General features: G+C 35.4%; 18 protein-coding genes. 12 read left to right on the top strand and 6 right to left on the bottom strand.

Going from position 1 to position 21,893, the window contains the following annotated elements; translation table 11 throughout:
- Positions 1-93 precede the first annotated feature (93 nt).
- The 4 genes from RB618_RS19615 to RB618_RS19600 form a co-directional block, all read right to left on the bottom strand.
- Positions 94-2,298, bottom strand: a complete 2,205-nt coding sequence (locus RB618_RS19615) for a TonB-dependent receptor plug domain-containing protein (protein WP_308070323.1) — start codon at positions 2,296-2,298, stop codon at positions 94-96.
- An 81-nt stretch (positions 2,299-2,379) separates the two neighbouring features.
- Entirely contained in the window at positions 2,380-2,988 is a 609-nt protein-coding gene (locus RB618_RS19610) for a GNAT family N-acetyltransferase (protein ID WP_308070322.1), read from the bottom strand.
- Positions 2,989-3,396: 408 nt separating this feature from the next.
- The gene (locus RB618_RS19605; protein WP_308070321.1) at positions 3,397-3,783 is read right to left on the bottom strand and encodes a DoxX family protein; all 387 of its coding nucleotides are present in this window, start codon (positions 3,781-3,783) and stop codon (positions 3,397-3,399) included.
- A 141-nt stretch (positions 3,784-3,924) separates the two neighbouring features.
- Positions 3,925-4,938, bottom strand: a complete 1,014-nt coding sequence (locus RB618_RS19600) for a zinc-binding alcohol dehydrogenase family protein (RefSeq protein WP_308070320.1) — start codon at positions 4,936-4,938, stop codon at positions 3,925-3,927.
- 244 nt (positions 4,939-5,182) lie between these two features.
- Here RB618_RS19600 and RB618_RS19595 point away from each other — a divergent pair, with 244 nt between their 5' ends.
- The 5 genes from RB618_RS19595 to RB618_RS19575 all read left to right on the top strand — a co-directional run bounded on the left by RB618_RS19595 (position 5,183) and on the right by RB618_RS19575 (position 8,730).
- On the top strand, positions 5,183-5,740 hold the full coding sequence (locus tag RB618_RS19595; RefSeq protein WP_308070319.1) for a GNAT family N-acetyltransferase: 558 nt from the start codon (positions 5,183-5,185) through the stop codon (positions 5,738-5,740).
- A 7-nt stretch (positions 5,741-5,747) separates the two neighbouring features.
- Positions 5,748-6,182 (top strand): DoxX family membrane protein, encoded by a 435-nt coding sequence (locus RB618_RS19590; protein ID WP_308070318.1) that lies wholly within the window; start codon positions 5,748-5,750, stop codon positions 6,180-6,182.
- Positions 6,183-6,393: 211 nt separating this feature from the next.
- Positions 6,394-7,230, top strand: a complete 837-nt coding sequence (locus tag RB618_RS19585) for a sulfite exporter TauE/SafE family protein (RefSeq protein ID WP_308070317.1) — start codon at positions 6,394-6,396, stop codon at positions 7,228-7,230.
- Positions 7,217-7,624 (top strand): DUF1634 domain-containing protein, encoded by a 408-nt coding sequence (locus RB618_RS19580; RefSeq protein WP_111376936.1) that lies wholly within the window; start codon positions 7,217-7,219, stop codon positions 7,622-7,624. Before RB618_RS19585 ends, RB618_RS19580 begins: the two co-directional genes overlap by 14 nt.
- A gap of 83 nt (positions 7,625-7,707) precedes the next feature.
- Entirely contained in the window at positions 7,708-8,730 is a 1,023-nt protein-coding gene (locus RB618_RS19575; protein WP_308070315.1) for an LLM class flavin-dependent oxidoreductase, read from the top strand.
- A gap of 575 nt (positions 8,731-9,305) precedes the next feature.
- Here the strand turns inward: RB618_RS19575 and RB618_RS19570 are convergent.
- Positions 9,306-11,729, bottom strand: a complete 2,424-nt coding sequence (locus tag RB618_RS19570) for a TonB-dependent receptor (RefSeq protein WP_308070314.1) — start codon at positions 11,727-11,729, stop codon at positions 9,306-9,308.
- A 237-nt stretch (positions 11,730-11,966) separates the two neighbouring features.
- On the opposite strand from RB618_RS19570, the gene RB618_RS19565 reads away from it, so the two are divergent.
- The 3 genes from RB618_RS19565 (at position 11,967) to RB618_RS19555 (ending at position 16,453) form a co-directional block, all read left to right on the top strand.
- Positions 11,967-13,244 (top strand): acetyl-CoA C-acetyltransferase, encoded by a 1,278-nt coding sequence (locus RB618_RS19565; RefSeq protein WP_308070313.1) that lies wholly within the window; start codon positions 11,967-11,969, stop codon positions 13,242-13,244.
- 461 nt (positions 13,245-13,705) lie between these two features.
- A complete protein-coding gene (locus tag RB618_RS19560; RefSeq protein ID WP_308070312.1) occupies positions 13,706-15,616 on the top strand; it encodes a fumarate reductase/succinate dehydrogenase flavoprotein subunit in 1,911 nt (636 codons plus the stop codon).
- Between the two features lie 90 nt (positions 15,617-15,706).
- Positions 15,707-16,453: a succinate dehydrogenase/fumarate reductase iron-sulfur subunit gene (locus RB618_RS19555; protein ID WP_111376931.1), complete on the top strand. Its 747-nt coding sequence runs from the start codon at positions 15,707-15,709 to the stop codon at positions 16,451-16,453.
- Between the two features lie 200 nt (positions 16,454-16,653).
- Here the strand turns inward: RB618_RS19555 and RB618_RS19550 are convergent, their stop codons facing one another.
- Positions 16,654-17,403 carry a dihydrodipicolinate reductase C-terminal domain-containing protein gene (locus RB618_RS19550; protein WP_308070311.1) on the bottom strand — a complete coding sequence of 250 codons (750 nt, stop codon included), beginning with the start codon at positions 17,401-17,403 and terminating at the stop codon, positions 16,654-16,656.
- 363 nt (positions 17,404-17,766) lie between these two features.
- Here RB618_RS19550 and RB618_RS19545 point away from each other — a divergent pair, with 363 nt between their 5' ends.
- From RB618_RS19545 to RB618_RS19530, 4 genes are all read left to right on the top strand, one after another.
- Positions 17,767-18,198, top strand: a complete 432-nt coding sequence (locus RB618_RS19545) for a DUF1810 family protein (protein WP_308070310.1) — start codon at positions 17,767-17,769, stop codon at positions 18,196-18,198.
- A gap of 170 nt (positions 18,199-18,368) precedes the next feature.
- The gene (locus RB618_RS19540) at positions 18,369-18,686 is read left to right on the top strand and encodes a hypothetical protein (protein ID WP_308070309.1); all 318 of its coding nucleotides are present in this window, start codon (positions 18,369-18,371) and stop codon (positions 18,684-18,686) included.
- 194 nt (positions 18,687-18,880) lie between these two features.
- Complete coding sequence (locus RB618_RS19535) at positions 18,881-19,576, top strand: ATP-binding cassette domain-containing protein (protein WP_308070308.1); 696 nt, start codon at positions 18,881-18,883, stop codon at positions 19,574-19,576.
- Between the two features lie 29 nt (positions 19,577-19,605).
- Positions 19,606-21,891, top strand: coding sequence for a TonB-dependent receptor domain-containing protein (locus RB618_RS19530; protein ID WP_308070307.1), 2,286 nt, complete (start codon positions 19,606-19,608; stop codon positions 21,889-21,891).
- Positions 21,892-21,893 lie beyond the last annotated feature (2 nt).

The raw sequence follows: 21,893 nt of genomic DNA, 5'->3' as shown, positions 1-21,893 counted from the left end.
TTAAAATAAACCACTAATTAGAAAATGTGCCAATTAGATAATTTCTCGCATTATCTAATTGGCACATTTTCTAATTGGCACATTGACTAATTTCTACCAAGCATATTTCAAAATCAATCTCGCATTAAACGGAGTTCCTGCTGTAAAATGAATTTCTTCAACAGGATCGGTTTCATTTGCCAATCTTGATTCGGTTAAGAATTGTGTTTCTTTCCATTTTGTATTGAAAATGTTGTCGATGTTTACCCCAATTGACACGTTCTTAATCTGATAATTCACAGAAAAATCGGTGATGCAATACCCTTTTGCGATAACCGAATTGTCTTCGTTTCCAGGTCTGTCTCCCAAGAAACGGGTTCTTATACTTCCTGAGAAACCTTTTAAATCTTTTACCGAAATTCCATTCATTAAAGTATTTTTCGGAGCCAAAGGCAAATAATCATTTCCTTTTGGTTCATCTATTGCTCTTGCGTGCGTATAGGTGTAATCGGTATTCCAGAATAACCAATTAGTCAATTGATATCTGAAACCAAAATCGAAACCTTTTCTTTCTGTTTTTCCGCTTGGTTCAACAACTGCTTCGTCTCCCACATAAACAAATTCCTGCGCTAAATACAAATACCAAATTGCCGAATTAATAATCATGCGTGGAAATGGTTTCCAATTGATTCCTAAATCTGCGCCATAGGTTTCTGGAAGGATTTTTTCTCCTTTTTGAGCCACAACTACACGCGTATCATTGCTATGAAATCCTTTTCCTAATTTCAGAAAATAGTTTAATTTGTCATTTTGAGTATACAAAAAGTTTAATTTCGGACTCACAATTGCTTTTGTCTGCGTCTGATTGCTGTAAGTCGCTGCCAATTGATCTTCGTAACCAAATTTGAAATAATCCAAACGTAAACCTCCGTTTACTAACCATTTTCCTGCTGTAAAATCAAGACTTGAAAACGTAAATAAATTAGTCTGATTTACCGTACCTAAACTCAAATATTCTAAAACTGTTTTTCTGTTTACTGTATGGGATAACTCTACATCTTTATTATTATCATTTCGAAGTCCGGCGCCCAATTTGAAACGCCATTTCTCATTTAATTTCTGATCGTATTCAGACTGAAAACCTACAATGGTTCTATTTTCTTTCTGTTTGATTTGATCGCCGTTTACAGGATCATTCAAGAAAAAAGTAAAATTAGAATACAATTCAAAATCATACTTGCTTAAATAAGCGCTGCTTTTGACATGTGTATTTTCGTCAATTTTTGCATCGTACTGCAAATTGAAATTGGTTCTGTCTGTATTTCCTCCTTCATTTGAATCGATTGCTCCGAAATGCGAAATTGTTCCATCGTTTACAGCACAGTCCGGAATCTGTCCGCTGGCGTCCCATTGGCTTTTAAAATGTGAAACCGAAATAGCCAAACGATCTCCATTCTCCATTTTAGCGTTATATTTTCCAAACAAATTAATTCGGTTAAAATTCTGAGGTGCATCAAAATAACCATCGGTCATCATGTATTCTCCCGCAAAATAAGCCGACTGATTTTCTTTATTCAGCAAATTGAACATGGCAACAGTACGAAAGGTGTCAAACTGTCCTCCCTCAAAAGAAATAGAGCTGTTCTGCAAAGCGTTTTTGGTATTAAAACCAACATATCCTGCCGTTGTAAAATCGCCTTTATCTGCAAAATAAGCACCTTTATCAAAATCAATATTATCAACTGTTTCCGGAATCACAAAATGCAGATCAGAATATCCTTGTCCGTGTGCGTGCGAAACCATATTTACTGGCATTCCATCAACAGTGATATTAATATCAGTTCCGTGATCGCAGTCAAAACCTCTTAAAAAAATCTGTTCTGCTTTTCCTCCACCTGCATGCTGACCAATGAAAAGTCCTGGAACTTTTCGCAGTAAATCCTGAGAATTTGAAATAGGCTGAATTTCAAAATCAATTTTAGAAATGGTATTCAGGTATTTTAGATTATTGCCAATCTTGACTTCTTCGAGCAAAAATGGTTTTTCTTCTAATGAAATGTTCAGAAAATCTAAAGAAGCCAATTTTATTTTTTGAGTAGAGAATCCTTTTTTGGTAATAACCAGACTATCATTTATCTGCGTTCCTTCTAAGGTAAATTTTCCATTTACATCAGTATGTGCGTGTGTTTTTGAATTTAGATTTCGAATTAAGACTTCTGATGATGCTTTTCCATCAGAATCATTTACAATACCATTTACTGATTGTGCATTAATAGAAAAAGAAAGAATAAAAAAGATAAGTGCTGATAAGGATTTCATTGCTATTTTGGTAACTTATTGGAATAATTTGACCGCAAAAATAGCATAAAAAAGCATTTTTCAGCTTTATTCAAGAGAATCTCAAATATTCTTCCTTTTAGGATCATAGAGCATCGCCGTGCACAAACAGTTTTTTCTTTCCTTGCTTAATAATATCGGACAATTGATGCAGCTTTTACAGTTTTCCCAAAACCCCTCATCTTGAGTCAGTTCAGTATAAGTAACGGGTTCAAAACCTAGATCGTGATTCATTTTCATCACTGCAAGACCTGTTGTAAGACTGAAAATAAGTGCCTCTGGGTATTTTTTACGACTAAGTTCGAAGATCTCTCTTTTGATTTTTTTTGCTAAACCAGTGTGTCTAAACTCACGCGCGACAATTAATCCTGAATTAGAAACATATTTTCCGTTTTCCCAAGAAGATATAAAGGCAAAACCTGCCCATTTTCCATCTGATGCAAATGCAATAATAGCTTCGCCTTCTTTTATTTTTTTCTCAAGCAGTTCGGGAGGTCGGCCTGAAATACCAGTTCCTCGAGTTTTTGCAGATAATAGAGTTTCCTCACAGATTTCATTTACATAAAAAATATGTTCGGCTTTTGCTTCTTCGATAATAAAATCAAAAGGTTCAATGATTTTTTCATTGGAAGAAAAAACAGCCACATCTGTCTTGTCCTGAATGGTTTTCATACTAAAACCTAAACTATTTTAGCGATTAGCATTACAGTAATAAAAAGAACTACCGTAAATACCATTAAGTTGACGAATCGATCTTTGTTTCGTCTAGATTTATTTGAAAAATACGTTTTTGTGATTTCTTTATTTCTTTTGTTACTTGTTTTCATATTCTTTAAATGTTTTAGAATTAAGAGCTGTTAATGATATCATCAACAACATCACAAAAACAAAAGGTATGCCACGTCAAACAAAACCATAATAAACCACTCATTATAAAACAAATAATAAAAAATAAGCTTCAGTCAATTTATAAAAGCCTATCAAAATGATACGATGATATGTTCAAAATGAAAGGGATAAAATAAAAAAAGCTCTAAATCGAAATTTAGAGCTTTCTTAATTTTTATAATTGCCAGTAAATTAATCCCACTGATTGTTTTTAGAAACCGCATATTTGCCCGCTCCAGTAAAGAATAATGCAAGAGCACCTAAAAAATAAAGCATTAATAATTCTAAAGCATAACCGCCGTGCTCGCTAATTGAGAAAACCTCCTGAGCATGCGCCGTTGCAACTGCCACTACACAAGTTATTGCCAAAAGAACTGCTGCAATTCTAGTTCTGAATCCCAATAAAATAGCAATTGGAGCTAAAACTTCGCCAATGTAGACTGCATATCCAAATGCACCCATATTTTCTACAAGGAACGAAATTCCGTGAATCAGTTTAGAAACACCATGAAAAAGCATTAATCCGCCAGTGCTTAAACGCAACAGTAATAATCCAAGGTCTGTGTTTTTTGAAATCATAAATAATTTGTTTTAGGTTAAAAATTTATCCAAATTGGGTTTGTAAGTTGACGAAAATACAAAATTTTCTTATTTAAAAACAATATTATTTAAAACAATTCCAAATAGTCTTTTAAACCATTACTAACACGATTTTAAGCTTTACAGCTTAATAGCAATCTTTCCAATTGTCTTTCCTGACTCCAAAAGTTCGTGCGCTTTCTTTAGATTTTCAGCTGTAAGTCCGTTTAAGGTTGTATTTAAAGTGGTTTTCAAAATGCCATCGTCTAGCAAGTCTGCTACAATATTTAAAATATTATGCTGTTCAATCATATCTTCTGTCTGATACATGGATCGGGTGTACATTAATTCCCAAGAAAAAGAAACGCTTTTACTTTTCAGCTTAGTTAATGCAACAGGATCGCTGCTTCCTGTAATCGAAGCAATATGACCTTGCGGTTTAATCAATTCGACCATTGTATCCCAATAAGCATTGGTATCTACGAAATCTAAAATAAAGTCAACATATTCAAAACCAGCTTCTCGAACAGAAGAAACCAAATCTTTATGATCTACCACAAAGTCAGCTCCTTGCTTTTTGCACCATTCAATCGTTTCAGGTCGCGACGCTGTTGCAATAACGTTTAAACCAGCAATTTTCTTAGCCAATTGAATGGCAATCGATCCTACTCCGCCTGCTCCGCCAATAATTAAAATAGATTTTCCTTTGTCTTTATCGGCACTAATTCTGATTCTGTCAAATAGAATTTCCCAAGCAGTCAAGGCCGTTAACGGAATTACAGCTGATTCTTCAATACTTAATGATTTAGGTTTTCTGCCCACAATTCTTTCATCAATAATCTGATATTCGGCATTGCTTCCTTGTTTGGTAATATCTCCAGCATAATAAACGGGATCGCCTACTTCAAACAAAGTAACGTCTTGCCCGACAGCCTGAACGATTCCTACAGCGTCCCATCCAATAATTTTTGGAGTTTCTAAAACAGTGTCTTTCGCGCTGTTCTGGCGGATCTTAAAATCGACTGGATTTACTGAAATCGCGTCAATTTTAACTAATAGATCGTGTGGTCCAGGAATTGGTTTTACGGCTTCAAATTCGATAAAACTTTCTGGGTTTTCTATGGGTAATGATGTTTTAAATCCTATTGCTTTCATTTCTTTTTAATGTTTAAATTAAAACCATACTACAAATATAAGACGAGTTGAAATCTCTTAATTGGTATATATTGAACGTATATTTGTATATATTAAGCATAATGCGTTTTTTGTTTCACGCAGATTTTACAGATTATAGCTGATTCTGCAGATTTTTTATTTAAAATCTGCTAAGATCTGCTCAAATCCTTTAAAATCTGCGCGAAATAATTTTAAAGACTAAATTTGCTAAAAATACTACACTATGAATATCAGAAAAGCCGAAAAATCAGACTCAAAATATATTGCTCCCATATTATTATTAGCAATGGAAGATATTATCTATAAGTTTATTGCGAAAGAAGATTACGCTTCCGCGAAAGACTTTCTGCAGCATTTCGTCGAAAGTGAAAACAATCAATACTCTTATCAAAATTGTTTTGTAGCTGAGGAAAATAATGAAATCATTGGCGCAGTAAACATTTATAATGGTGCAGATATTGAAAAATTGAGAAATCCCATAGTTGAATACGTTAGAAAACACTATAATCCAGAATTCGATCCAGAGTTTGAAACCCAGGATGGAGAGTATTACATTGACTCTTTAGGTGTAAATCCGAAATATCAGGGAAAAGGAATTGGTTCTCAATTATTGCAATTTTTGATTGATAAATACGTTCATAAAAATAAAGAGGTTTTAGGTCTTCTGGTTGAAGAAGACAATCCGAGTGCTAAAAAACTGTATTTAAAACTTGGTTTTAAGGTAGTTGGAAACAAAACTTTGGTTAAGAAGAACCTGGAACATCTTCAAATCAAAAATTAATTATAGAATGAAAAACATCACAATATTAGAAGCAGGTTTAATTTTAAGAATAGTTTTAGGAATCACAATGCTTTCGGCCGTAGCAGACCGATTTGGAGTTTGGGGCGCACCAGGATCTAACCAAGTTGCCTGGGGAAATTGGGAAAACTTTGTAATCTACACACAAACCCTCAATTCATTTGCCAACAAAGCCACAGCAGAAATTCTGGCAGGAATTGCCACTTTCTTTGAAGTTTTACTGAGTCTCCTACTATTATTTGGCTTCAAAACCAGACTTGCCGCTTTAGGAACTACGGTTTTAATGTTCTTTTTTGCCTTTGCCATGTCCGTTTCGGTTTCTGTAAAAGCTCCACTTGATTACTCAGTTTGGACAAGTGCCGCGGCAGCTTTACTATTGGCTAATATTGGAAAAACCTCTTATGCCGTTGATAATAGAATATAGTTTTTTTTGTTGATGGTTTTTGGTTGATAGTTGATGGCTACCTAAACTTTGCAGAAATTAATTGCAACAAAAAAATAACGATTAACCAAAAACCATAAATCAAAAACTATCAACCAAAAACAACAAACATTTTTAAGGTATATTTAAGGTCATAAAGCTGTTTCGAACAAATATGTATTCGTAAATTAGCAATTACAAAAACATATCTTAAATGACAATACTTACCTTTACGCTTATAATGATTCTTGGCGCCTTTTTGGCTGGATTTATAGGTTCATTATCAGGCTTGGGCGGAGGAATTATCATCATTCCGCTTCTTACCATTATTCTCAATGTCGATATTCATTATGCCATTGGAGCCGCTTTAGTCTCTGTTATTGCCACTTCTTCAGGCTCTGCCGCTGCTTATGTAAAAGAAGGAATTACTAATATGAGAATGGGAATTTTTCTCGAAATTGCCACCACTATAGGAGCGGTTTGTGGCGCATTGCTTTCTACTATTGCCCCTACTTCTTTTATTGCGGTTTTATTCGGTTTAACGCTGATTTTCTCTGCTATTAATTCGCTTCGAAAAAAAGAAGAACATATTGTTTTAGAATCTAGTCCGCTGGCTAAAAAACTAAAATTGGACGGAACTTATCCTACTCACGATGGCGAAGTCGTAAAGTACGGAACCAAAAACGTAATTGGCGGTTTCAGTATGATGGGAGTTGCTGGAATGATGTCTGGTCTTCTCGGAATTGGTTCTGGTGCTTTTAAAGTGATCGCAATGGACAATATTATGCGTGTTCCGTTTAAAGTTTCAACTACAACCAGCAATTTTATGATGGGTGTTACCGCAATGGCGAGTTCTGTAATTTATATTCAAAAGGGATATATTGAACCTGGAATTTGTATGCCAGTTGTAATTGGAGTTTTATTTGGAGCTATGGCTGGAGCCAAAATCTTAGTGCGAACAAATCCGAAAAAATTGAGAATATTTTTTGCCTGCCTGATTTTTGTTTTGGCAATAAACATGATTTATAACGGACTAAATGGAAAAATCTAATATGGTACAGGAAGAAAAATTTGGCGAAAAAGATTTTCAAACAATCATAGGAAACCTGCTTCGTTACGGGGTTTGGATTTCGTTGTCGGTAGCTTTCATCGGCGGAATTGTTTATTTGCTTCATAACGGAAATCAGATTGAGGATTATTCTGTTTTTAAAGAAAATGACCGAAATATATTTGAAGTAATTGCGGCTGTTTACAACGGTGCAATTCAAGGAAATGGTGAATCATTAATATTTACAGGAATTATTTTCCTGTTCATGACACCCGTTTTACGTGTGTTGCTTTCGCTGTTTTCATTTTTATTGGAAAAAGATTACTTGTACGTTGGCATTACATTAATTGTAATCATGATTATCATTATCAGTATTTCATTTGGTTTCTCACATTAATATAGCTTTAAGCTATAAGCCGTAAGCTTTAGGCTTTCTAAAATGCTTACAGCCTATAGCGTAAAGCTTAAAGCTAAAAAAAAATGGAAATAGGAATAGACAGTTTTGCTTCGGCAATGTACGGCGATAACAATACTCTGAGCAGTGTTGATGCCATGGAACAGCTATTGCAAAGAATTGAATTTGCAGATCAAGTTGGTCTAGATGTTTTCGGAATAGGAGAACATCATAAAAAAGAGTTTTTAGATTCTGCTACAGCTGTTATTTTGAGTGCAGCGGCGGCAAGGACAAAAAACATCCGACTGACAAGTGCTGTAACCGTTTTAAGCGCTGCAGATCCTGTGAGGGTTTATCAAAGTTTTGCGACTTTAGATTTAATTTCAAAAGGAAGAACCGAAATTGTTGTCGGAAGAGGATCTGCCATTGAAGCTTATCCCCTTTTTGGATATGATTTGAGAGATTATGATGCTCTTTTTAAAGAAAAACTCGAATTGCTTCTTCAAATTAGAGACAATGAATTTGTTTCTTGGGAAGGAAAATTTCGTCCTGCTTTAGATAATTTACCAGTTTACCCAAGAGCTTTACAAGAAAAATTGCCCATATGGCTTGGCGTTGGAGGAACTCCTGAATCTTTTATCAGAGCTGGGTCATTAGGACTTCCGTTAATGGTTGCCGTAATTGGCGGACAAACACATCGTTTTAAACCTTTAGTCGATTTGTATAGAGAAGCTGGAAAAACGGCTGGCTATAAACCTGAAGAATTAAAAGTAGGTTTACACTCGCCAGGATATGTGGGCAGCACAACGGAAAAAGCAATCGAAGAATACTATCCTGGTTACGCCGAATTATGGACTAAACTAGGATACGAAAGAGGTTGGCCTCCTGTAACCAAAGGTAAATTTGATGGTTTAATTGATGATTTGGGCGTTTTAATTGTCGGAGGTCCGGAAAGAGCAGCGGAGAAAATCCTTAGACATAGCGAAGCACTTGGCGGCGTAGATCGATTTACTTTTCAGATGGACAATGCTGGATTGACTCACAAACAATTAATGAATGCTATTGAATTGATTGGTGCAAAATTGATCCCGCTGATTAAGAAAGGATAAATTGTTAATCTCGCAAAGTCGCTAAGACGCAAAGTTTTTTTGCCACAGATTACATAGATTAAAAGGATTTTTTTTTAAAATTGAATAGCATCCAGCTTAAGCCGGATGAAAATATAAAACAAGATAAAAGGCTTTAGCCAAACATCACTAGTTTGGCTAAAGCCTTTTTTTTAATCTTTATTTGTCACCTCCAGTTAAAACTGGAGGCAATTCAAAAGAAATATACATCTCAGTTATTAAAACTTTCGAAGTTTTCACGCAGATCTAAAATGATTTCAGCAGATTAAACAGATTATTATTTTAAAATTAAAATCTGCGTTATCTGCAAAATCTGCGAGAAAAGATGATTTTACTAATAGAATTTTAAAATCTCTCAAAATAATTAAGTAGCGTCCAGCTTTAGCTGGATGAAAAATATAGCAAAAGTCAAAAGGCTTTAGCCAAACATCAATAGTTTGGCTAAAGCCTTTTTTTAATCTTTATTTGTCACCTCCAGTTAAAACTGGAGTCAATTCATAAAAATATAGATTTTCAAACCTTTGTCCCTTTGAGCCTTAGCACCTCAGAACCTTTACTTAAAATTTATAAGTAACACCAACTCTAAAATTTCTTGGAGCTTCAGCCTGCCAGTAATAAGCACTTAACCACTCGTAGTAAGAACCGCTGTAAAGATATCTGTCTAAAATATTGAATACGTTTGCTGTAACTTTAATTTTACCCGTTTCATAAGACAATCCACCGTCTAGTTTAAAATAAGTTGGAAGTTTTACAAGTCCTGGACTCCAAGTGTCTGTTTGGCGTCCGTCTAGGAAAGTTCCTCCAATCGAAGCACCAAACCCTTTTAGCTTACCATTCTGGATCGTATAATTTAACCATGCATTTGCGGTATGTTTAGCATAACCAGGTACAACAGAACCTTCTTTTATAGTCGAAACATTTGAGTTAAGTACAATCGATTCAGTAAAAGCATAATTAGCAATAAGATTTAAACCGTCAGCAATTTTTCCTCTCACATCAAATTCAACACCCTGTGCTCTTTTCTCACCTAATACAACACTAACTGGGTTGCTCGGATTACTTGTAGGATCTGCAGTCAATTCGTTTTTCTTTAAAATATTGTATGCCGATAAAGATGTACTCCATGAGCCATCGAACCAGTCTTTTTTAAGACCAAATTCAATATTATTTCCTGTCAAAGGTTTAATTTCCTGTCCTGGTGCAACATTACCAATTTGTGGCAAAAAAGCCTGATCATATAATCCATATATCGCAAAACTATCTGTTATAGAATAACTTGCTCCAAAACGTGGTGTAATATGACTGTCTGACTTTGTTGGCTCATAGCTACTCGTCTGACTAATCCATGTATATCTTGCGGCAATAGTCAATCTCAATCTATTTTCAAGAAAACCAAGTTCATCCTGAACATATCCAGCCGCATACTTCGAACCATAAAGGCCACCTGCTCTTTGACTTAAAGGAGTATCGTGATCAAATTGCGGGAAACCATTTGAAGGCGTGCCATAATTTGGATTGTAAACATTAAAAGGATTTGCATAAGTATCTAAATCATGAGATTGTCCCCAATCTGCCATATAATCTTTGCTTCCTAAATCTACTCCACTCAATACTTTATGAGAAACATTTCCAGTACTGAATTTTCCATTCACGAAAATCTGTCCTAAATACATATTACTTTCCGCATCCCAAATACCAACATTTCTAATGATATCTCCCTTATCAAGAAAAACATCTGAAATCTTGTCACCATCCGTATCTATTTCAGCTGGCCCAACTAAACTTGGCCATGAGCTATATCCTTGCTGAATGTATTTAAAATAAGACGTTTGAGCTGTAAGCTTCCAATTTTCGTCAAATTTGTGTTCAAACTGTAAATACCCGCTATGATCCTGAATGTTTGTATCAGGCAGTCCTGGCTGTGTCATCGTAAAATTACGAGGTAAAGTTGCATATCCATCAGATTTAGGTCCAAAAACATAGTAAGAACCTACTTCGGTCATATTTGCGTATTGGAAATTATATTCGGCAGTAATTTTTGTTTTATCATCAATCTGATACGAAATCACAGGCGCAATTACGTAACGATCGTTATGCTCAAATGGACGGAATGATCCTTTCTTTTGTGCTGCTCCGTTAAAACGGTATAATAATTTTCCTTTTTTATCTAATTTTCCGTCAAGGTCTAAACTTACTCTGTAGAAATCATAGCTTCCTACCATAGCACTCACCTCACCTTTCGTTACACCTGTTGGCTTTTTAGTCACCACGTTATATAATCCGCTTGGATCGCCGCTTGAAAGCATAAATCCGGCCGGACCTTTTACAAACTCAATATGGTCTACAAAACTCATGTCTTCTGTTAATGGCCCCCAGAAAGAAGAAACCACGTTAAATCCGTTTCTAAAAGCCTGAATTTGAGAACCTCTCATAGTAATATTCGTATACAAATCTCCCCAATGCTCTAAACGTACAGCACCACTCACGTTACGAATTACTCCATCGCTCATACTAGTAATCTGCTGGTCTTTTAAAGTCTGACCGCTTACAATTTGTATATTTTGAGGAATTTCTAAAACTGGAGTCTGAAGACGCAAAGATAATGAAGGCTTGTCTTGCTTGTATTTATTCTTTTTAATTACCACTTCATCAAGATCTTCCTGACTTTCAGAAAGAGAAAAATTCTTAGTTGTAGTCTGTTTAGAATTTACTACGATTTTATCCTCAACAGGTTGAATTCCTACTCCATTTAATACGATAGTATATGTTCCTGGCTTTACATTTTTAATTTCATAATGTCCTGAAACAGTTGTAATATCTGAATATTTTGTTCCTTTTAAAGCTACAGCAATATTTTCTGCTGGTTTATTGCCACTCAAAGAAACTTTTCCGTTTACAGTTCCAAGCTGTTGTGCCATCATATTTAATGAGCTCAAAAACAGCACAAAAAGATAAACTCTGGCATTAAAAATTATTTTCATTTGGTTTTGATTTTAAATTGAGCGACAAAAGTATATGCAAATCTCAACTTTTCCAAATTATTTTAATTCATTCTAAATAAATAAAACAAAATATACTAAATCGGTAGAATAAATTTGAAAACAGCCATCTCTAAGTTATTTCCTGATAATATTAATCTACATTAAGTTGCAAACAAAAATCTATTTCTATCTTTATATTTCTAAATCTGAGAAAACCAAAACAAATAACTCCCTGATATGAAATCAAATACAATAAAAAAAGTTGCTATTGTAGGCTATAACAGAATTCCTTTTGCGAGAGCTAATACAGCTTATTCCAATGTTGGAAATAAAGAAATGATGACCGCATCTCTCAATGGTCTTATTGATAAATACAATCTGAAAGGGAAGTTATTAGGCGAAGTTGCTGGAGGTGCTGTAATCAAACATACTTACGACAACAATTTAATTCGCGAATGTGTCATGCAGACCAGCCTCGACCCGGCAACACCTGCATGCGACTTGCAACAAGCGTGTGATACGGGAATTGAAAGCGCTATTTATATTGCCAACAAAATTGCTCTCGGACAAATAGATTCTGGAATTGCTGGAGGTGTAGATTCTATCAGTGATATGCCGATTGCTGTGAGCGAGAAACTTCGAAAAATCTTATTGGAAGCCAGAAAAGCAAAATCATTGGGCGAAAAAATTAAAACTTTTCTAAAACTTCGTCCAAAAGATCTTAGTCCGTTAGTTCCTCGAAATGAAGAATCGCAAACAGGACTTTCTATGGGCGGACATACTGAAATTACAGCAAAATATTATAAAATTTCACGCGAAGAACAAGATGAATTTGCTTTAAAAAGTCATCTCAATATGGCAAAAGCTTATGATGAGGGATTTTTTGATGATATGATTACTCCTTTTAATGGTTTAGAAAAAGATAATAATCTAAGAAGAGACAGTACGATTGAAAAATTAGCCAAACTAAGTCCAGCTTTTGATAAAGTAAACGGAACTCTTACCGCAGGAAATTCAACGCCACTAACAGACGGTGCTTCTTGTATTCTTTTAGCAAGCGAAGAATGGGCAAAAGAGCAAGGACTACCTATTTTGGCGTATATTACTTTCGCAGAAATTGCTGCAATTGAATACGTTAAAAACCAACAAAATCTTCTCTTAGCGCCTTTATTTGCTGCTTCAAGAATGTTGGAAAAAGCAGAATTAAACTTGCAAGATTTCGATTATTATGAAATTCACGAAGCTTTTGCTGCTCAGACATTAGCCACTTTAAAAATTTGGGAAAGCCCAGAACTAAGTGCCGAAATAGGTTTAAAGAAAACTTTAGGTGCCATTGATCGAAACAAACTGAATGTAAAAGGCAGCAGTTTGGCGGCAGCACATCCTTTTGCCGCTACTGGAGGAAGAATTATTGGTGTAATGGCAAAACTGCTCAACGAAAAAGGTTCTGGAAGAGGGCTAATTTCTATCTGCGCTGCAGGTGGTCAAGGAGTTACCATGATAATCGAGAAATAATCCTTCAAAAATATTTCAATTCAATTTTATAAATCTGCTGTATCTGCTAAATCTGCGGGAGTAAATTTTACTCGCAGATTCAGCAGATTCAACAGATTTTTTTATTTAGAATCTTCGTAAAAGATTTAAATATATAACTGCTGAAAGTTTTTGTTTCACGCAGATTTAGCAGATTATTGCAGATTTTTTTATTTAGAATCTGTAATAATCTGCTTAAATCTTTTTAAATCTGCGTGAAAAATTTAAGCATATAACCCTCATAAGTTTTTTATTTCACTCAGATAGAGCGAATTCAACAATTTTTTTTAATTTCCTTTCTATACTAAATCTGATTATTTAATATACTTAAAGTCCATTTTTGTTTAAATATATTCATACAAAAAACAGCTAAATATCAATATTTTATACTAAATTTAGTTTTCTTTTGAACTTTTGCATGGATTCATTTTAAACCACTAAAAATGATGGAATCAAAAATACCCGAAGGTCCTCTTGCTGATAAATGGAGTCTTTACAAGTCTAAAGCCAAATTGGTCAATCCTGCCAACCGAAAAAAACTAAATATTATTGTTGTCGGAACAGGGCTTGCAGGCGCTTCGTGTGCAGCTTCTCTTGCTGAGCAAGGCTATAATATAAAATCTTTCTGCTTTCAAGATTCTCCAAGACGCGCACATTCTGTTGCCGCTCAAGGCGGAGTAAACGCTGCCAAAAACTACAAAAACGATGGAGACAGCACGTATAGAATGTTTTACGACACTATAAAAGGTGGCGATTTCAGATCACGAGAAGCCAATGTTTATCGTTTAGCAGAATGTTCTGTACATCTTATCGATCATGCAGTTGCGCAGGGTGTTCCTTTTGCAAGGGAATATGCAGGATATTTAAACAACAGATCTTTTGGAGGCGTTCAGGTTTCTCGAACTTTTTATGCTAGAGGCCAAACCGGACAACAGCTTTTATTGGGCGCTTATCAAGCTTTAGAACGTCAAGCATCTTTAGGAAAAGTGACTTTGTATACCCGTCACGAAATGCTCGAACTCGTTGTTATTGATGGCAAAGCCAAAGGAATAATCGCTCGAAATCTTGAAACAGGAATTTTAGAACGTCACGCTGCAGATGCCGTTGTTCTGGCTTCTGGAGGTTATGGAAAAGTATATTATCTTTCTACTTTGGCCATGGGCTGCAACAGTTCTGCCATTTGGCGCGCGCATAAAAAAGGCGCTTATATGGCAGGCGTAAGCTGGATTCAGTTTCACCCTACTTCGCTTCCACAGCATGGTGAAAACCAATCAAAACTGACTTTAATGTCAGAATCACTTCGAAATGATGGCCGTATTTGGGTTCCGAAAAAAGCAGAAGATGATCGAAATGCAAACGCCATTCCCGAAGAGGAACGCGATTATTACTTAGAACGCCGTTATCCTTCCTTTGGAAATCTAGCTCCACGAGATATTTCGTCAAGAGCCGCAAAAGAAAGAATTGATGCCGGACATGGCGTTGGGCCAATGAAAAATGCTATTTATCTCGATTTTTCGGATGCCATTAAAGCGCAAGGAAAAGATAAAATCGAAGCCAAATACAGTAATCTTTTTGCTATGTACGAAAAGATTACTGGCATAAACGCTTACAAAGAACCCATGCTGATTTCGCCATCGGCGCATTTTACTATGGGCGGACTTTGGGTTGATTATGAGCTTATGACCACAATTCCTGGTTTATTTGCTTTAGGCGAAGCCAATTTTGCCGATCATGGTGCTAATCGTCTCGGTGCCAATTCGCTTCTTCAGGCTTGTGTTGACGGTTACTTTATTGCGCCTTATACGATTCCGAATTATTTGGCAGGCGAATTGAATTTACCTAAAACAGATATTTCCCATCCCGCATTTGAGGAAGCTGAAAAAACGGTACGAAGACAGCTCGATCGTTTTTTACATACCAACGGAACACTTTCAGCAGATTATTTCCATAAAAAAATAGGACGCTTATTGTATGAAAAATGCGGTCTTTCGCGAAGCAGAAAAAAATTGGAAGAAGCTCTAGTTGAAATCCGCGAACTGAAAGCTTCATTTGAAAAAGATCTTAGAATTACAGGCGATAACACGTTAAACAGCGAACTTGAAAAAGCCGGACGAATTGCCGATTATATCGAATTAGCCGAATTAATGTGTTACGATGCCTTACAACGCGAAGAATCCTGCGGCGCACACTTTAGAGAAGAATACCAAACCGCCGACGGAGAAGCTGTCCGCAATGACGCTGAATTCTGTTACGTATCAGCTTGGGAATGGAAAGGTTTAAATAGCGAACCCGAACTTCACAAAGAACCTTTAACCTTTGAATCGGTAGAACTTGCAGTGAGAAGCTATAAATAATTGTGAATTGTTAATTGTAAATTATTAATTCACAATTAATACCTCATAACTCATAATTCATAACTCATAATTCATAATTAACAATTATCTATGAAACTTTATCTAAAAATATGGCGACAGTTTAATTCTTCAACAAAAGGAGAAATGACAGATTATGAAATTGATGGAGTGTCTGAACATATGTCGTTTCTGGAGATGCTGGATCTTTTAAACGAATCTCTTATTCAAAATGGAGAAAGAGTGATCGAGTTTGATCACGATTGTCGTGAAGGAATCTGCGGGCAATGTGGCGTTATGATAAACGGACGCGCTCATGGTCCATTAAAAAATACTACAACCTGTCAGCTTCATATGAGAAGTTTTAAAGATGGAGACACTATTTATATTGAACCTTTTCGCGCAAAAGCTTTTCCTGTTCTACGTGATTTAAAAATCGATCGCAAAGCATTTGATTCCATTATTGCTTCGGGAGGTTTTATTGGTGCTGCTACGGGTCAAGCGCCAGAGGCAAACAGTATTCCGATTTCGTATGAAACGGCAGAAGCCGCTTTTGATGCTGCTGCCTGTATTGGATGCGGAGCCTGTGTGGCTTCGTGCAAAAATGCCAGCGCTGCTTTGTTTGTTGGAGCCAAAATAACACATCTGGCACTTTTACCTCAAGGAAAATTAGAAGCCCAAACACGTGCGGTTTCGATGGTAAAACAAATGGATGAAGAAGGTTTTGGAGCATGTTCCGATACAAGAGCTTGCGAAATCGAATGCCCGCAAGGAATTTCGGTTCTTTCAATTGCTAAAATGAATTTAGAATATATGAAGGCTTTGACTTTTAGGAAGTAAGTTTTTTTTGCCGCTAAGACACAAAGCCGCAAAGTTTTAAAATTTAAAAACTTAAAAAAGAAAAACTTTGCGACTTTGCGAGATTAAAATATACCTTAAATACATTACGCTTATCCTTCAACTCCACTGAGAAAAAAGCACCAGCCATTTTTTCAAAAAAAAAACTTACTGCCTTTGCGTCTTAGCGGCAAAAAACAACATTAAACCGTAAAATAAGGCGTCAAGATATCTTCAAAATTATATAATCCTTTTTCTTTCTCTTTTAGATTTTCGGCCACAAAAATAACTCCGTTCCCGAAAGCTTCTCTAGAAATCGATTCGTGAATTAAACGAACGGTTTGAAACGGAAAACCAAAAATAACTTCGTGTTTTCCAACAATTCCTCCTGCCCTAACCGAATTGATATTTTCTTTATCCACATCAAGTGCTTCGGCAATTTTTACCGCTGTTCCAGATGTTCCCTGTTTGGTTTTAAAATGTTCTTCGTTTACTTCGATATCAACCCAAGGTGCTATTTTCTTTAAAAATTTAGCGGCAAATAATAAATAGTTTACCCCTAAAGTAATATTTGGCGACCAAAACACAGTAGTTTTTTTTGAAAGCTTTTTCAGAAAAGCCAACTCTTTGTCTTTATAATGCGAGATTGCCGAAATGATTTTTATATTTTTTTTGGCCGCCTCTTCTCCATAGGTGTAAATTCCCTCATGTGACGAAAAATCTATAATAACGTCGACAGGATGCTTTTCTAATAATTCTTCAATAGAAGTTTTAGAACTAGAATAGATTAAGCCGGGTTCTTTTGACTGCACTCCAAAAAATTCTGGAACCGATCTGTGTTCTAAAACCGTACTTTGGCGCAAAACCCATTCTAAGCAGAATTTTTTATTTTCTAATAATATTGAAGCTACTGATTTTCCAGTTTTTCCGAATCCGATTAATCCTATTTTCATAAGCATTTATTTGTTTATGGGCGAAGCTTGCCCGGTTGAAAATATTGATATTGTAAGATGTTCAATATCAATCCTAATTTTAAAGAATTCAGACCGTTTTAGAAACCGTCTGTTCATAAAAATAGAAAAATCATAACAGAATTACCAACTAAAACTTCATTTTATAACATAAAAATCTTTTATTAATACGATTTTATCTGTTAATACAAAATCAAGTTATCAAATTCTGCCTATAATCGCATTTCTAAATTATTCAATTTAAAATGTTAAAAAAAGGCATTAAAAAATGAATTGAGGAATGTACAAGTAAACATATTTTGACTAGATTTATGGTCTGATACCCCAAATAAATATCAGTAAGTAATGGCCTACAACAATAATGGACTGCTTCGTTTTTTAGATGCTCAGAATAAATTGTATTTGACAGCTCTGGACGAAATCAAGAATGGTAAAAAAGAATCTCCTTGGATGTGGTTTATATTTCCACAGATAAAAGGAATGGGTTTGACCGATACTTCCAAATTTTACGAAATCAAAAATGCCGATGAAGCAATTGCTTTTCTGGAACATCCAATTTTAGGCAAACATCTTGTAGAAATCACTTCTGAATTAATCAAAAAAGAAGAAAATGTTTCTGATATTTTTGAAAGTATTGATTTAGAAAATCTTCAATCGTGTATGACCTTGTTTGCTAGCGTTCAAAATACAGAACCTATTTTTCAAGAAGTGCTTCACAAACACTTTGATGGTTCGTCTGATTTTCATACGTTGCAATTATTGTATAATAACCTGTAAACTGGACGTAAAATAAGGGTTTACGAATAAACTTTTCAAAAAATAAAGTTGGTTTTACAGTATTTCAAAACTAGATGTTTATATTTGCAACATTGTTGCGTTTTAGTTATCACTAAAAAACCAACTGTTTATTCAGAATGAAGAAAAGATTTTTAATTATTAATTTCCTGATGTCAATTATAGTATTGTCCGCAATGCTATTTCAGACTATTCATTCCTATGAACATGTTTTTAAACAGCTTTCAGAAAAGCCTTGTGAACATCATACAAGTGCCAATCAGAAACAAATTACCCACAGCCACGATGTAGATACAAAATGTCATATTTGTCATTTTGCGTTTAGCACTTACATTCCAAACTCATTTGATGCTTTAATTTTTCATAAAACTCAAATTGAAACAAAACCGATATTTATTTACACAAAATCGGTTTCTACATTTTTCAAAGGCAGTCTATTTGCTTTACGAGCACCTCCTGCTCTATTTTAAGTTTACATAAAGTTTATTCTTCTTTTTAACTCTCTGCATTCTATATGGTTTGCAAAGAGAAAATATGCATTTACGCTTTCGCGAATAAACTGCAGTAAACCCATTCCTTTTTACAAACAATTTTGCAGATGCAATCAAAAGTTACGTCGTGATTTTTTTTAGTCTTTACAAAACTTTAATACAAATATCGAATTATGCTTACAGCCGAAAATCTCACCAAAAAATATGGTGATTATACTGCTTTGAATGCCCTAAACTTAACTATAAAAGAAGGTGAAATCTTTGCTCTCTTAGGTCAAAACGGAGCTGGAAAAACGACTACAATCAATTTATTTTTAGGCTTTATAGAACCTTCTGAAGGAACTTTAACCATAAATGACATTCCAGTTACTTTAAACGCAAAAACAACCAAAGAATTTGTAGCTTATATACCAGAAACTGTAATGCTTTACCCAAATTTATCTGGTATAGAGAATCTTAAATTTTTCTCTTCGCTGGCAGGTTTCAAATACACAAAAGGAGAACTGACTTATTTCTTAAACAAAGCAGGCTTGCAAGCTAAAGCTCATGATCAAAACTTAGGAGGCTATTCTAAAGGAATGCGCCAAAAAGTAGGAATCGCCATTGCAATTGCCAAAAAAGCCAAAGTGCTTTTATTAGACGAACCCACAAGTGGTTTAGATCCAAAAGCTTCCAATGAATTTTCACAGATTCTAAAAGAACTTTCGGCAGACGGAACGGCAATTTTAATGGCAACACACGACATTTTCAGAGCGCGTGAAGTGGCTTCGCATATTGGAATCATGAAACAAGGAAATCTAGTTACTGTAATTGAAGCTGAAAAAATTTCGGCCAATGAACTGGAAGATTTGTATTTACAAACGGTTTAAAAGGAATATTGATTTCCATTTCTATAAAAATGAAACAGATAATTATTTTAATTCTTTTATTAAATAGTTTTTTCGTTACCCAAGCGCAGCATAAAGTTAAGGACAGCATTCTTAAAGATTCTGTTAGAATAGAGAAAAACGAATTGCAGACTGTTGAAATCGTGGGGCGCTCAACAAAGAAATACAATAGTGATTACTCTTTTTCGGCTACTAAAATCGCGGCTCTCAACAAAGATATTCCGCAGTCCATTTCTTCTATTACCAAAGAATTAATTGCCGATAAAGCTGCTTTTTATCTTGCCGATGCCGTAAAAATGGCCAGCGGGGTCATTCCTGCAAGTTATTACAACCAATATACCATTCGCGGAATTAGTCAGAATGAAGAAGGTCAGATTATTAACGGTATGAGAACCCGCCAATATTACTTTTTACAGCCAATAACAAGCAATATCGAACGAGTTGAAGTGATTAAGGGCCCTTCGAGCGCAACATTTTCGTCTGTAGATCCTGGAGGAAGCATTAACATGGTGACAAAAAAACCTCTTGCTACAGACCGCAAAGAAGTTAGTTTTACCGTTGGAAGTTTCAGTACCCTTCGCGGAACATTAGACTTTACTGGACCTTTAAATGATTCTAAAACACTTTTGTATCGTGTAAATGGGGCTTATCAAGAGGCAAAATCTTTTAGGGATTTAGTCAATAACAAATCTTTTCTATTCTCGCCTTCATTCAGTTATGTGCCAAATGAAAAAACAGCTATCAATACGGAACTGATCATTAGCGATATGACGGGTATTCTAGACCGCGGACAGCCTATTTTTGGGGCTCAGGCAGGTGTAACGAGTTTAAACAAAACCCCAATTAGTTTAAATCTGGGCGCTTCGAGTGATTTTTTTAAGTCGAAAGAAATGATTTTAACAACCAATTTTGCTCACAAATTTTCTTCAAAAGTTGGTTTTAATGCCGCTTATATGAAGCAAACTTGGAATGAAAATCTGCAAGAACATCGCACCACAAATGCATTTGCTGTAGACATGAACAATCAGCCTGTTAATACTCTGGCAATGATGCAATTTGTAGAACGACAGCAAAATTGGGATATTGATAATGTAACAGCCTATTTTAATTTTGATTTAAAAACAGGTCCGCTTCATCATAAACTGCTAACGGGGTACGATTTAAGCAGCTGGAATAAAAATAAAGGCGGTGCGCAAAATGCGGCCCGAGGTTATATTCTAAATGACGGAAATGTTGCCAATACATTCGTTCCTGCAAATGCTGCCAATTACCAAACAGTTACTGTAAATGGAGTTGTAATGCCAAAACCTAATGTCAATTTCTTTGATTTAAGCAATCCATCTTATACAATGCGAACTCCAGAAGATTATATTCTAAATGTACGCACCGCGCTTCCTTCTGCATTAACAACAACTAGTGCTGTCTATTTTCAAGATCAGATTCAGTGGCAGAAATTGACTTTTCTTGTAGGCTTGAGAAATGAATGGTTTGAAGATATTACCAATTATGAAACCAACAATGAGCTAAAAGTAAAAAAAACAGCTCTTCTTCCTCGAGTGGGTGTTACATACGCTGTAAACAGCAATATTAATGTTTACACGACTTACTTAGAAGGCTATCAGCCTCAGTCAAACACAGTTACTTTGATGCCGCAGACTGGTTTATTGCCAGCTGGTAGTTTATTTAAGCCTCTAGAAAGCGATTTAAAAGAAGTTGGAGTTAAAGCCAATTTCTTTAATAATTCTGTGAGTTTCAATGCGGCAATTTACGAAATCAACCAGCGCAATATTTTAATGAACGCTAACGATTCTGCTAATCCAGACTTACTGGTTACCAGAGGTTCTGAAAGAAGCCGAGGTTTTGAATGCGATCTTGCAGGATACATTACACGCGACTGGCAGATTAACGTTTCTTACAGTTATATTGATGCCAAAATCACCAATGATGCCAATGCCTCATTAATTGGACAGCCTAAACAAAATACGCCCAAAAACAGTGCTAATTTGTGGACACGCTACAATTTTTCTACAGATTCTGTTTTACAGGATTTTGGTTTTGGTTTGGGCATGCAATACCAAAGCAGCAAAATTGCTTGGTTTGCACGAGATCTTGTGCTTCCAGATTTTACCATTTTTGATGCTGCAGTTTATTACAAACCTAATAAAGGTAATATGCAGCTGGCACTTAATGCTGGAAATTTACTAAACAAAACGTATTGGTTAGGCGCGCAAAACTATCTGAGATTATTTCCGGGAAGTCCGCGAAACTGCAGCTTAACCCTAACTTATAAATTTTAATT

Source organism: Flavobacterium sp. LHD-85 (genome assembly GCF_030929595.1).
Classification (GTDB): domain Bacteria; phylum Bacteroidota; class Bacteroidia; order Flavobacteriales; family Flavobacteriaceae; genus Flavobacterium.
The sequence above is the reverse complement of the archived record's forward strand: the minus strand, read 5'-3'. Positions and strand labels throughout refer to the sequence as shown.

Bases quoted from the DNA above. Each gene is read 5' to 3' on its own strand.
- RB618_RS19615 (WP_308070323.1), bottom strand. From the start codon at position 2,298: ATGAAATCCTTATCAGCACTTATCTTTTTTATTCTTTCTTTTTCTATT.
- RB618_RS19610 (WP_308070322.1), bottom strand. From the start codon at position 2,988: ATGAAAACCATTCAGGACAAGACAGATGTGGCTGTTTTTTCTTCCAAT.
- RB618_RS19605 (WP_308070321.1), bottom strand. From the start codon at position 3,783: ATGATTTCAAAAAACACAGACCTTGGATTATTACTGTTGCGTTTAAGC.
- RB618_RS19600 (WP_308070320.1), bottom strand. From the start codon at position 4,938: ATGAAAGCAATAGGATTTAAAACATCATTACCCATAGAAAACCCAGAA.
- RB618_RS19595 (WP_308070319.1), top strand. From the start codon at position 5,183: ATGAATATCAGAAAAGCCGAAAAATCAGACTCAAAATATATTGCTCCC.
- RB618_RS19590 (WP_308070318.1), top strand. From the start codon at position 5,748: ATGAAAAACATCACAATATTAGAAGCAGGTTTAATTTTAAGAATAGTT.
- RB618_RS19585 (WP_308070317.1), top strand. From the start codon at position 6,394: ATGACAATACTTACCTTTACGCTTATAATGATTCTTGGCGCCTTTTTG.
- RB618_RS19580 (WP_111376936.1), top strand. From the start codon at position 7,217: ATGGAAAAATCTAATATGGTACAGGAAGAAAAATTTGGCGAAAAAGAT.
- RB618_RS19575 (WP_308070315.1), top strand. From the start codon at position 7,708: ATGGAAATAGGAATAGACAGTTTTGCTTCGGCAATGTACGGCGATAAC.
- RB618_RS19570 (WP_308070314.1), bottom strand. From the start codon at position 11,729: ATGAAAATAATTTTTAATGCCAGAGTTTATCTTTTTGTGCTGTTTTTG.
- RB618_RS19565 (WP_308070313.1), top strand. From the start codon at position 11,967: ATGAAATCAAATACAATAAAAAAAGTTGCTATTGTAGGCTATAACAGA.
- RB618_RS19560 (WP_308070312.1), top strand. From the start codon at position 13,706: ATGATGGAATCAAAAATACCCGAAGGTCCTCTTGCTGATAAATGGAGT.
- RB618_RS19555 (WP_111376931.1), top strand. From the start codon at position 15,707: ATGAAACTTTATCTAAAAATATGGCGACAGTTTAATTCTTCAACAAAA.
- RB618_RS19550 (WP_308070311.1), bottom strand. From the start codon at position 17,403: ATGAAAATAGGATTAATCGGATTCGGAAAAACTGGAAAATCAGTAGCT.
- RB618_RS19545 (WP_308070310.1), top strand. From the start codon at position 17,767: ATGGCCTACAACAATAATGGACTGCTTCGTTTTTTAGATGCTCAGAAT.
- RB618_RS19540 (WP_308070309.1), top strand. From the start codon at position 18,369: ATGTCAATTATAGTATTGTCCGCAATGCTATTTCAGACTATTCATTCC.
- RB618_RS19535 (WP_308070308.1), top strand. From the start codon at position 18,881: ATGCTTACAGCCGAAAATCTCACCAAAAAATATGGTGATTATACTGCT.
- RB618_RS19530 (WP_308070307.1), top strand. From the start codon at position 19,606: ATGAAACAGATAATTATTTTAATTCTTTTATTAAATAGTTTTTTCGTT.